General features: G+C 57.0%; 9 protein-coding genes. 7 read left to right on the top strand and 2 right to left on the bottom strand.

Features of this window, described 5'->3' with window-relative positions:
* Positions 1-47: 47 nt before the first annotated feature.
* The 7 genes from MME58_RS18015 (at position 48) to MME58_RS17985 (ending at position 8,051) form a co-directional block, all read left to right on the top strand.
* Positions 48-311 carry a PepSY domain-containing protein gene (locus tag MME58_RS18015; protein ID WP_003381463.1) on the top strand — a complete coding sequence of 88 codons (264 nt, stop codon included), beginning with the start codon at positions 48-50 and terminating at the stop codon, positions 309-311.
* Positions 311-856 (top strand): cytochrome b/b6 domain-containing protein, encoded by a 546-nt coding sequence (locus MME58_RS18010; RefSeq protein WP_054987793.1) that lies wholly within the window; start codon positions 311-313, stop codon positions 854-856. Before MME58_RS18015 ends, MME58_RS18010 begins: the two co-directional genes overlap by 1 nt.
* Before the next feature lie 37 nt (positions 857-893).
* The gene (locus MME58_RS18005; protein WP_055006745.1) at positions 894-2,192 is read left to right on the top strand and encodes a sialidase family protein; all 1,299 of its coding nucleotides are present in this window, start codon (positions 894-896) and stop codon (positions 2,190-2,192) included.
* Complete coding sequence (locus MME58_RS18000) at positions 2,189-2,809, top strand: hypothetical protein (protein WP_055006744.1); 621 nt, start codon at positions 2,189-2,191, stop codon at positions 2,807-2,809. The genes MME58_RS18005 and MME58_RS18000 overlap by 4 nt, the downstream gene beginning before the upstream one ends.
* 10 nt (positions 2,810-2,819) lie before the next feature.
* Positions 2,820-4,853 carry an LTA synthase family protein gene (locus MME58_RS17995; RefSeq protein WP_055006743.1) on the top strand — a complete coding sequence of 678 codons (2,034 nt, stop codon included), beginning with the start codon at positions 2,820-2,822 and terminating at the stop codon, positions 4,851-4,853.
* A gap of 349 nt (positions 4,854-5,202) precedes the next feature.
* Positions 5,203-5,817, top strand: a complete 615-nt coding sequence (locus tag MME58_RS17990; protein WP_054987796.1) for a biliverdin-producing heme oxygenase — start codon at positions 5,203-5,205, stop codon at positions 5,815-5,817.
* Positions 5,814-8,051: an ATP-binding protein gene (locus MME58_RS17985; RefSeq protein WP_054987797.1), complete on the top strand. Its 2,238-nt coding sequence runs from the start codon at positions 5,814-5,816 to the stop codon at positions 8,049-8,051. Before MME58_RS17990 ends, MME58_RS17985 begins: the two co-directional genes overlap by 4 nt.
* A gap of 47 nt (positions 8,052-8,098) precedes the next feature.
* On the opposite strand, the gene MME58_RS17980 is transcribed toward MME58_RS17985, so the two are convergent.
* Both MME58_RS17980 and MME58_RS17975 read right to left on the bottom strand, forming a co-directional pair.
* The gene (locus MME58_RS17980) at positions 8,099-8,851 is read right to left on the bottom strand and encodes a permease (protein WP_233591002.1); all 753 of its coding nucleotides are present in this window, start codon (positions 8,849-8,851) and stop codon (positions 8,099-8,101) included.
* A 5-nt stretch (positions 8,852-8,856) separates the two neighbouring features.
* Positions 8,857-12,237, bottom strand: a complete 3,381-nt coding sequence (locus MME58_RS17975; RefSeq protein WP_241409104.1) for a toxin VasX — start codon at positions 12,235-12,237, stop codon at positions 8,857-8,859.
* Between the last annotated feature and the right edge of the window lie 46 nt (positions 12,238-12,283).

The raw sequence follows: 12,283 nt of genomic DNA, 5'->3' as shown, positions 1-12,283 counted from the left end.
CTCGTTTCGCACAGTAGGCGCTCCTTAACTGCCTGCGAGTATCTGTCATGCGTAAAGTCCTGCTGATTTCCCTGTTGTTGGCCAGCCCGCTGGCTCTTGCCGGTCCGCAATGCACCACGGCTGAAAAGTCCCAATGGCAGGATCAGGCCAAATTCCAGGAGCAGCTCAAGGCTCAGGGTTACGAGATCAGCAAATTCAAGGTGACTGATGGCAACTGCTACGAAATCTATGGCTTCGACAAGGACAAGCGCAAGGTCGAGATCTATCACGATCCGGTAACGGGTAAAGCGGTCAAGACCGAGATCAAGTAATGAGCCGTGTTTCCCTGCGCCTGTGGGATCCGCTGGTCAGACTGTTTCACGTGTCGATTGCGGGTGTTTTCGTTGCCAATTATTTCTTCAATGAAGCGGGCGACGACTGGCATGTCTGGCTGGGCTATTACGCGGTTGCCTGGCTGGTGGTGCGAGTGGTGTGGGGATTCATCGGGCCGGTCAGCGCCCGCTGGAGCGATTTCTGGCCAGGTCCGGCGCGCCTGCGTGCGCATGTCCGATCGCTGATCAACCGGCAACCGGTGCATCGGCTCGGTCACTCTCCGCTCGGCGCGCTGGTCATGATACTGATGATGGTGCTGATCTTCGGCATGGGCCTGACCGGTTTCCTGATGGAGGAAGTCGATGCCTTGTGGGGTGCCGACTGGCCTTTGCAGGCTCATGAAATTCTCGCTAATACGCTGTGTGCTCTGGTGGTGCTGCACATGGCCGCGGCCATCTTCGAAAGTTTTCAGGTGCGTGACAATCTGCCCTTGTCGATTCTGACCGGCAAACGACGTCCATTACCTGAAGATCGCCATCGCTGAAACCCCATCCTTTTCCCTCATCACAGTGATGCCTCCGATGCGTGTTATTTCCCGAAACCAGGCTGCATGGAGCGCAGGTCTGATGGTTGTAGCGATTTTTCTCAGTGCATGGTTAAGCCATCCCCAGCATCGCATCTCCGCCTTTGCCGTGAACGCCGCGCCCGCCGGGACTGAAAGCGTCGCGCCCCGAGCGTCGTACATCGCACGTTTCGCGTCTTCTGATCTGGACGATTTCGTGCATTCGTCAGCGGTGACGGCGTTGCCCGGCGGCGACCTCATGTCGGTGTGGTTCGCCGGTTCTCGCGAAGGTGCGGGAGACGTCGAGATACGCACCTCGCGCTTCGATGCGTCCAGCGGTGAGTGGGGCGGCGAGCAGGTGCTGGCAACACGCGAGTCCACCCAGTCGGGCACCGGCAAATACATCCGCAAACTGGGCAACCCGGTCATCGCCCTGGCCCCGGACAACCGTCTGTGGCTGTTTTATGTTTCAGTCTCGGTCGGCGGCTGGGCAGGCAGTACGGTCAATGCGATGGTGTCCAGCGACATGGGGGCCAGCTGGTCGCCGCCGTGGCAGCTGGTGACATCGCCGTTTTTGAACATCAGCACGCTGGTGCGTGGCGCGCCGGTGTTTCATGCCGACGGCTCGATCGGCCTGCCGGTCTATCACGAGTTTCTCGGCAAATTTGCCGAATACCTGTACCTGAGCGCAGATGGCGAAGTCATCGACAAGTTTCGCATCAGCCGCGGCAAGAACTCTCTGCAGCCGACCGTCGTGCCGCTGGACGGCCAGCGTGCCGTAGCCTTGCTGCGTTATGCCGGCGAGACGTTCCATCGGGTACTGGCCAGTCGTACCGAAGACGGCGGCCAGACCTGGAGCGAGCCGCAACCGCTGACACCCAGCAACCCCAACTCGTCACTGGCCGCCGTCGGCGTACCGGGCAAAGGCTTGCTGGTGGCGCTGAATGATCTGCGCGAAGGGCGCTTCAAGCTCAGTCTGTATAGCACCGATGAGCAGATGAAGGTCTGGCGGCCGCTGCCGGATCTGGACAAGTCGCCCGATCCGCTGGGCACGCCGTTCGCGCTGGAAGCCTACAAAGCTGCCATCGGTGAAGGCTTTCGTGCCTCCAGCGGCACTCGTCGCCAGCCGCTGGAAGCCGAGTTTCTGAACAATCTGGACCAGCGTGTCTGTTCGGCGCAGGGGTGTGATTTCGAATACGAATACCCGTATTTCATCCGCAGCCCGGACGGCCTGTATCACTTGGTCTACTCATGGAATAACACCTTCATCAAACATGTCAGCTTCAACGAGGCCTGGCTGGCGGAGCAACTTTTATGATCGCTTTGGGATTGGCTCATCTGGCGTTTGCCTGGACCCTGTTCGTGCTTTTGGCCCCGCTGACTGCGTCGTTATGGTGGCGCTGCGGCCTGCTGACAGCGACCTCGGTGCTGAGCGTTATCTCGGTCGACGGGTTGTCGATGGCGTCGTACGCTCGCAGCCTGACCGATGATCTGGCAATCAGCAGCCTGGTTGCACTGGGTTGGCTGACCCTGCAGCGACTGGGTGTGCTGCGGCCTATTGATGTATCCCGGCCATGGGGCATGTTGCTGGTGTTTGCCGCACTGGCGCTGATGCTGTATCCGGCCACTCTGGGTTTGACGTACTTCGATCCCTACCGCTGGGGTTACAATCCGCGGCCGATGATCATTATCGTTGCCGTTATCGCATTGGGGCTGGTGTTCATGCGGCATGCGCTGGCTGTGGTGATGCTGGCCGCCGCGACGCTGGCCTTCACGTTCCGTATCAAGCCGTCGGAAAATTATTGGGACTACCTGATTGACCCGCTTCTTGCCCTGTATTGCTGCGGGGCCTTGCTGAGCCTGGCCGTCCGTTTTGTTTATCGCCGGGCCACGGAGTCGCGCCGTTCGGCCACTCTGTCTGCCGGCAATGTTTAGAGGAATGACAATGAGTTGGTTGCAATCGCGACGCCTGCACTATTGGCTGGGCGCGGTCACGTTGGTGTTACTGTTGTCGGTGTTATTGAGAGGGGTGTTTTTCTACGGTTTTTCCGGCGTCGAGCCCGGCACCCTGTTCACGCATGGCGAAGTCGCACAGACACTGGGTATCGGTATGCGCTTCGACCTGCGTCTGGCGCTGCTGATCCTGCTGCCAGTCGCGGTGCTGCTCTGGCTGCCGCGCTGGAACCTGATCGGCAGGCCGGTCCTGCGCTGGATCGCACGAGGCTATCTGATTGTAGTGCTCGCTGTTTTGACGATGATTCATATCGTCGACTTTGGTCATTACGCCTATCTCGGGGTCAGGCTCAACGCCAGCGTGATGCGCTATCTGGAAGATGCGCAGATTTCCCGTGACATGCTCTGGCAGACTTATCCGTTGTTGTGGATCACGGCCGTCTGGCTGCTGACCGTCGCAGCGCTCGGCTGGGCATTACTCAGGCTTGAGCGTATCACTCTGGACCGCAAGGCCCGGCCGATCAAACGCTGGTCCGTGGTCTGGGGATCGGCGCTGATGGTCTGTGCGACTCTTCTCGGCTTGCTGGGTCGGGTCGACAATCTCAATCTGGAAAACCCCGTACCGTTGCGCTGGAGCGATGCATTTTTCTCCGGCAACAGTCAGGTGGCGGCATTGGGGCTCAACCCGGCGCTGTTCCTGTACGACACGCTCAAGGTCTCTCAGTCACACTTCGATGAAGCTCAGGTGCGCGAGCACTATGCTCTGGTCGCACACTATCTGGGCGTCCGCCAGCCCGATGCGCAGGCCTTGGACTTCAAGCGTCACCAGTCTGTGCAGCCGTACCGAGTGCAGGGCGAGCGGCCGCCGAATGTCATGTTCGTCATGCTCGAATCCCTCGGCACCAGCGCTGTCGGCGCCTATGGCAACCCGCTGAACCCGACGCCTAATCTGGACCACCTGGCGACTCAAAGCTGGTTTTTCAAACACTTCTACGTGCCGGTGACCGGCACCGCGAAAACTGTCTGGGCGAGTATTACCGGCGTGCCCGATGTCACCCGGCAGGAAACCGCTACGCGTCATCCGCTGCTCACACGGCAAAACACCATCATCAATGACTTCAAAGGCTACGAGAAGCTGTACATGATTGGCGGTAACTCCGGTTGGGCCAACATGAACGCATTGATCCGCCGCAGTATCGATGACGTGCGCCTGTACGACGAGCGCGACTGGAAATCACCGCAGGTTGATGTGTGGGGAATTTCCGACCTGGATCTGTTCAAGGAGAGCGACCGCATTCTGCGGGCCTTGCCAGCGGACAAACCGTTCTTTGCCTACGTACAGACGGCTGGCAATCACCGGCCATTTACCATTCCGCAAGACAATGACGGTTTTCAGGTCAGCGACAAGACACTGGAACAGGTCCAGGCCGCCGGTTCCCGTAGCGTGGAACAGTACAACGCCGTGCGTCTGCTAGATTTCAATATCGGCCGTCTGATGGAACTGGCCAAGGCGGGCGGTTACTACGAAAACACCATCTTTGTGCTGTTTGGCGACCACAACACACGCATCAGCCAGATCCCGCACATGGCACCGGCATTCGAGCAACTCGGGCTTGAGAGCAATAACGTTCCGCTGTTGATTCATGCACCAGGCCTGCTGGGCACCCGGGTCATCGATGAAGCGGTCGGCCTTGCGGATCTGCTGCCGACGCTGGCAGGGATGGCCGGTATGGAGTTCACCAGCGGCACAATGGGGCGTGACATTCAGCAGCCGGCTCCGGAAGGCGAACGTGTAGTGCCACTGGTGCTGCGTGAAGGCACGTTTCCGCTGATCGGCGGTGTCACGCGCAACTACCTGCTGCAAATGGAGCACGATGGAAGTTCGCCAACGCTTCACGACCTGTCTTCACCCACGCCGCTGGATAACGTCGCCGGGCAGAACCCGCAAGAGTTCGAGCGTCTGCGTGATCTCACTCGCGGTCTGCATGAGACCTCACGAATGATGCTGTATCAGAACGTGCGCTAAGGGAGCGCAGGGCTGGTTGCAGGGCATTGCGCAAGCCGTCGGTTGAGCCCGTGTGCTTGCGTAATGATGGCATCGGGGATTGATGATGTTAAAGTGCTCGTCAATGTGAACCCTGCACGGATAAAACACGTACAAGGCTCGGTTTTCGACTATCGTCATCCGTTGAAGAAAAGGTTGTCGGGCAATGCAGACAGCTGCTCTTTGACGCTGGCTGTTTTCCTTGTGAATTGTGGTATTTCATCGCCTATACCGGAAAAAACTGTCAGATTTTGCTTTGAATCTGTATTTTGGCGACCTGTTTTCGCTCGGATGCGTTTTCTGTCTACTGCACACTCAAGAGCCTTCCTGGATGCCGGCAAGTTTTTCCTGTGTTACCCCGCCGAAAGTGCTTGCTGCACTGCGTGCTGAGACGAGTCAGCTGCACGTTAAACTCGAAAAACGCATGCCGTTTTTTTCATCCACGCTGGATCATGCGCTTTACCTTCGCTTGCTCAAGGCCTATTACGGTTTTTATGCACCGCTTGAAGCTGTATTGCATGACAGCGACTTGATACCTGCGGAGCTTCTCCCGGAAGACAGGGTCAAAACGCCTATGCTGGTCGAGGATCTGCGTGCGCTGGGCCTGTCTGACGAGGACATCAGGCAACTTCCGCGTTGCGGACAGTTGCCTGCGGTTGATTCGCCCGGTTCATGTCTGGGTGTCATGTACGTACTGGAAGGTGCAACACTGGGCGGGCAGGTGTTGCGTCGCGAGATAAACAAGCGCCTGGGCCTGGATGAACAAAATGGAGCGGCCTTTCTCGATGTCTACGGTGCCCACACCGGACCTCGCTGGAAGGCGTTTCTGAATCATCTGGATGAGGTGCCGCGAGACGTTGCTTTTACTGACGCCGCAGCGTTTGCGGCGCAATCCACGTTTGCATGTTTCGAGCACTGGCTCGAGGGTCAAAAGGTACTGCTATGAGCCAACTCGACAAAGACGCCTTTGAAGTCCTTCTGGCCAATTGTGCGGATGAGCCCATTCAGTTTCCCGGTGCCATTCAGCCCCATGGGGTGCTGTTTACGCTGAAAGAGCCCGAGCTGACGATCCTGCAAGTCAGCGCCAATCTGGAGAAGGTTCTGGGCCACGCGCCCGAGCAGGTCCTTGGCAAGGGCCTGGAGCTTGTTCTGGGTGCCGGCTGGGCCGAGGTGATCAGAAGCGCCAGTGGTCATGATTCGTTCATCGACGCGCAACGCCTGCTGTTATCGGTCAATGGTGTCGAGTTCGAAGCCTTGATGCACCGCAATCAGGGGGTTCTGATTCTGGAACTCGAGATACAGGACAAGGACGCGCTAGCGGTCAGTTATTCCGAGCGCACCGGCAACATGGGGCGCATGTTGCGCCAACTGCACGCGGCGAGTGATCTGCAGACGCTGTATGAAGTCAGTGTCCGAGAGATTCAGAAGATGACCGGCTATGACCGGGTACTCATCTATCGTTTTGAAGAGGAGGGCCACGGTCAGGTGATTGCCGAGGCGTCGTCGCCGTCCATGGAGCTTTTCAACGGTCTGTTTTTCCCGGCTTCGGATATTCCCGAGCAGGCGCGTGAACTGTATCGCCGCAACTGGTTGCGTATTATTCCCGATGCCGACTACACCCCGGTGCCATTGGTGCCGCAACTGCGCTCGGACACCCATGAACAGCTGGACCTGAGTTTTTCGACGCTGCGCAGCGTTTCGCCGATTCACTGCCAGTACATGAAGAACATGGGCGTGCTGTCGTCCATGAGTGTTTCGCTGATTCAAGGGGGCAAGTTATGGGGGCTGATCAGTTGCGGACATCGCACCCCGTTATATGTGTCTCACGAACTGCGCAGCGCCTGCCAGGCGATCGGTCAGGTCCTGTCGTTACAGATCAGCGCGATGGAAGCGCTGGAAATAAGCCGGCAGCGTGAGGCAAAACTCAGGGCGCTTGAGCATTTGCACCTGGCCATGACCCAGTCCGAAGAAAACGTCTTCGATGGCTTGGCGCAGCAGCCGCAACTGTTGATGGATCTGGTGGATGCGACCGGTGTAGCGATCATCGAAGACCGGCAAACTCACTGTTACGGAGTCTGCCCGGAACCCGCCGATATACGTGCACTGCACGCATGGATGATTGCAGGCGGCGCACCAGTGTATGCCAGTCATCATCTCTCCAGTGTCTATGCACCTGCGCAGGCCTATCAGCCAATCGCCAGTGGCGTATTGGCCATGAGCCTGCCCAAGCCTGTCGACAATGGCGTGATCTGGTTTCGTCCCGAAGTCAAGGAAACGGTCCAGTGGAGCGGTGATCCGAACAAGCCGCTGAACATGGAAAGCTCGGAAGGTGGCATGCGCCTTCGGCCGCGCACGTCGTTTGAAATCTGGAAGGTCGAAATGGCCGGGATTGCTACAAAATGGAGCCATGGCGACATCTTTGCAGCCAACGACCTGCGCCGCTCAGCGCTGGAGAACGACCTTGCCCGTCAAGTGCGCAAGGAGCAACAGGCCGTTCGTGCCCGCGATGAGCTGGTGGCGGTTGTGTCCCATGACCTGCGCAACCCGATGACGGTCATTTCCATGCTCTGCGGGATGATGCAGAAGTCGTTCAGCTCTGATGGCCCGCACACCTCACGGCGCATTTCCACGGCAATCGACACCATGCAGCAAGCGGCCAGCCGCATGAATGTATTGCTTGAAGACCTGCTCGACACTTCGAAGATCGAAGCAGGCCGCTACACCATCACGCCCCAGCCGCTGGAAGTCAGCCAGATATTCGAGGAGGCCTACACTCTGCTGGCTCCGCTGGCGATGGACAAGTCCATCGAGATTTCCTTCAATGCCGAGCCTGACCTCAAGGTCCAGGCCGATCCGGAGCGTCTGTTCCAGGTGCTGTCCAACCTGATCGGCAATGCCATCAAGTTCACCCCCAAACTGGGCAAGATCGGCGTGGCGGCGATGTCCAACGGCACTGAAATCGTCTTCACCGTTCGTGACTCCGGCGAGGGCATCCCTCCCGAACAGCTGCCGCATATCTTTGAACGCTACTGGACTGTCAAAGAAGGCAACCCGACCGGTACCGGTCTTGGGTTGTACATTTCCCAAGGCATCATCAAGGCCCACGGCGGAGAACTCGGGGCGCACAGCCAACTGGGCGAGGGCAGCGAGTTCCGCTTTACTGTGCCGATCGCGGTTTGATCGCTTTCTCAGGCTTGCGATGGACGTTGGCTCAAGCCTGAGTCGCGTCAACCCTGATACCAGTTGGTCGCCTTTTCGATGTATTCAACGTTCGCTGGAAGTACCTCGCTCAGGAAGGCGAGGTACTTGTCCATCAACTCCTTGCTGGGAAAGCGCGCGGCGAAGCCGGTGGTGATATCGTCGCAATGGATAATGACCATCAGACGCGTGTAATCGACCGTGACAAATTCGTGCAGTGGCCATGGGGCGGTTTGTCGATGGTGGACGGGGTTTTCCCAATTCAGCAGTTTGATGGCGGCGATGAAGGCCATCGCCACCGGACCGACCAGAAACAGCAACGATCCGGTCAGGATGGCGACGAGTACGAATACCAGCATGACGAAAATGGCGACGCCTTTGAAAAAAGATGAGGCGAAGTCGGGGTAGTGGAGGTAATACTCGACCGTGGCGCCATCGGTTTTCAGGGTGTAGTTGTAGATGGTTTTTTGGCGGACTATCAATGCAATAAGGTAGAACGCGGCGCCCGCGAATGTATACACCAGAAAAAGTGCCTCAGAGGGTGTCTCTAGATAGACATCCCGGCCAAGCCATATGCAGAAGCTCATGGGCAGTGCGCATATCAATATCGTGCCTAACTGAGTCCAAAATATTTCACTGGGGGATCTCGCTATGGTTTTCAATGACCAGTTAAAAATATCTTTACCAGATAGGTAAGGGCTGATTTCTTCAGTATTATCTGAATTGCCAATAACGTTTGTTGTTGGCTTTTTCAAGGCGGAGACTGCCGCTTTTTTAATCATGAATGTTATTCCGCTATTTCAAGTGTCAAAGCGCTGATTCGGCTGAATGTTTTTATTTCGAGTTCGGTGTTTGCCAATCCGTCGACTGCCGTGCCTCCTTTGCTACTAGGCTCCAGTTGAAACAGGTAGCCTACATCCTGTTGGCCTGGTTTTATCAGGCCGTCGGGATACCATATTTGTAGTTCTAGATACGTTGCGTCTTTTTCAAGAGGCACCCAGGTTTCCCACACAACGTCTTCACCTTCAGGGGGCATAAGTGGAAATGTGAAATCTTCTTGGGCTTTGCGAGCAGGCTGATTGACAAGCTTTTTGAATTGCCCGACCTCCTTGAATTGTCCTCTTTCCAGAAAAGGGTAGAGTATCGGCTCATCCACTTTTGTTACAGGCAGAACGCCTAACGGACGTTTACTACTGATGATATTGAAATGTACTGATTGTCCGCGCACTGCGCTTGGCAGAAGAATTTGTATCCCGGCACCGTATTGTTCCGGAGCATGGTAGGGCGTATCTCGACCAAAATAATGGTTTTTGTCATGTGTGGTGCTTTTTACATGAATTTGAGGGCTAAGCTGTATCGTAAGCAGAGCAAGCTTTTCTTCAAGTTGACCACCTGCATCTACTGCGTAATGGTAATTTATTGATTTGGACCAGCTACACCTTCGCAGCCACCATCCAACACTGTCTTGCTTGAAGTAGTTCAACATCATAGTGGCCAATAAGTAAATCGCGCCTATTAGCAAGATGGTTACACTAAACCACGAGCTCATTGCAATCAATGCGAATGAGCTTCCGGGAGAAATTCCTGCAGCAAGCTGGAATATACTGCCTGCTGCCATAAGGCCCACTGAACCAAATTTTATACGTGCGCTAATTGTCTCTTCAGTTGTTTTTGCTTTAGTCAGATCGTCGTAGATATCTATTAACTCTAATGTGGCCGCCGCTATCCCAAACGCACCCATCGCCACCATCGAACCTCTAAACCCACGTATAGCATCACCCCAAACCGCATTGCCCCGTGCTTTCCAGTAAGTCGCCGATTTATCAAGAATGCCTATGTCATAGCCGCCAATGGAAAGAGGCTTCGCCGTACTGATCACCGCCCACGGTGCTTCAACAAATACAGCCATCAACAGGTTCAAGCTATACCCCAACCCATACATAACCTTGCCGATGTCCTTGGCACTGAAGTCTCCGTCCCGAGTAAGGTCGCGATAGGTTAAGGCGGTGTTGATGAAGTTGAGCATGATTACGCCCCAGGTGAGCGAGCCGGCAATCCCTCCCAGTCCATCGAGCCAGCGCCTGGCGGTGCTCAGCCAGTCTTTGGCGATGGCTTTGCCGGACTGGAAGTGCAGGCGAATCTCGTCCTGCAACTGCTTGGCGTATTGGTTGTTCTGAAAGTCGAGCAGGGCGGGCATGCTCAGTTCGTGGAGGCGAAGTTTGTTCTCGAGGGCGCGCAGGTGCTTGGCGATGCTTTTGCGGGGGTTGTAAGCGGTTGGGTAGAGCCAGCTGCGACGGGTTGCGCTGATCTGTTTGTTGAGTACCTGCCACTCACTGATCCAGGTTTTCAGTTTCGCGAGCATTTTTTGATCGATCGCAATACGCGCCTTCGAGTCGAGCAGGATCTGACCGATCAACAGGGTGCGAATCAGTGCAACGGTGTTCTGCTGCTTGCCCATCGTCAGGCGGCTGTCGATGGGCACCCAGGCCAGCAGGACACTTTCGAGCGTCGCCTTGCCTGCGCCGCTGGCCAGTTGGCCGAGGGCTTTGAAGGTGTCCTGAACGGGCTGCTTCAGCGCCTTCATCCACGGCTTGTCGGCAAAACCTTGGTGATTGAGTGCGCCGTTAAGTTCGCCGATGCGGGTGGCCAGGTTGGTGACGTCGCCGAGGCCGTTCAGCAGCGCGTTGGCCTCCTGGTGCAGCGCGTGTTTGAGCGCGGGTGAGAAGCCGTAGCGCAAGTTGCCGAACAGCGTAGTGGCGTTGGCTTCCTGCTCGGCGAGCCAGGCGCTGGCGGCTTTGTCCTGAGCGTAGATGATCTGCAGGTTGAGCATGACCGTTTGCAGGTACAGCAGGCTTTCAGGGTGAGTGGTATCGACAAACAGCTTGAGCGGGTCTGTACCGATATGGGTTGCCCAACGCTGAAAATCGCTTTGCGTGTCACGCACCTGCTGCAGCAATGCGTCTCCGGCTGGCAGGTGCTGTTGCAGATACTGACGCGCACCGCTCAGATCGACCTCGCGCCGCCATTTGTGGCGATCTTTCCAGGCTTGCAGGGCCTCGTCGGAGGGCGCGCTGCCGTAACGCATTTCAATCGATCTGCGCATGTCCAGGCTCTTGAACATGTCCGGCATCAGCAGAAAATCGCCGGGAACGTTACTGCTGTTGATCTGCGCTTGCTCAAGGATGCACTGCTCGAAGTAAGCTTCGAGCTCGCCCAGATACTGCTGGGTGAGCGCCGCATTGCCGCGCACCGATGCAGGCAGTTTCTCCGGTTCGCTCTCTGCGCCACATAGCGTGGTGACGGTCTGGGCGATCTGTACCTTGTGTTCGTGCTCGGCTTGCCAGTTGCGGTAAGCGGCCTGATCGGCCGCCAGCTGCATGCCCAGATCGTCGAAAATTGCCAGCGGGTCATCCAAAGCAATGAGCAGGGAACTGTCCTGATCGTCGACGCTGCCTTGCCAGAAGACGTCAGCGCCGATTGGCGAAAACAGCGGCTGGTTTTTTTCGCTGGAGGCCTGCGATGCAGGAATCGCCGAGTCTGCAAACCGGTCATCATCGACCACATACTCCTTGTCGATGTCCGCCACCGCTTCGGCGATACGGTTCAACGGCAAGGTATCCGGCTCGGCCATGGTCGTGCAGTAGCGCTTCAGGTCCAGGGACTTCATCCACGACGCACGGCTTGCAGGGTTCGAGCGCAGGTGTTCGCAGATGCGCCACGTCCATTGCTGCGGCGAAAAAGCGATGTGAAGCCGGTTGTTTCGCGGATAGAACAGGAAGGGTTTGCCATCGTCGGCACCGCTTCGCCGGTCGCTGCCGATCTGCGCGTCTGTCCAGACGATGCGGCTCAGATGGCCATTGGCGGCTGACGAAACGTACTCATGAAAGGTCCCGGCCGTTTCGTCGAACACATAGACATAGCCATCGTACAGTTGGCGAAGGGTATAGCTGCGTGTTTTCAGGCTCGGCATCAGCGTCCATTTGCTGGCCTTGAGCAGCGGTTTCAGCGTATCGGGCGCGGCATCGTAACGGGAGCGATCCAGCGCGTAGCGCACCGGTACGATGGCGACATTAGGGCCTCTGAAGGGGCACAGGCTGGTGGCCGTGGCGGGTGTCTTGGGGAACAGTGCAGCACGTCGTTGCCGGTGTGTGCCGTGTTTATTGGTCATGCGGGGCGTTCTCTGCGCAGAAGCGGGCCGTCTCGCCCGCGGTATG

This window comes from Pseudomonas syringae pv. tagetis, from assembly GCF_022557255.1.
GTDB classification, from domain to species: Bacteria; Pseudomonadota; Gammaproteobacteria; order Pseudomonadales; family Pseudomonadaceae; genus Aquipseudomonas; species Aquipseudomonas caricapapayae.
Note: the sequence above shows the minus strand (reverse complement) of the source record. Positions and strands in the feature narration are given on the sequence as shown.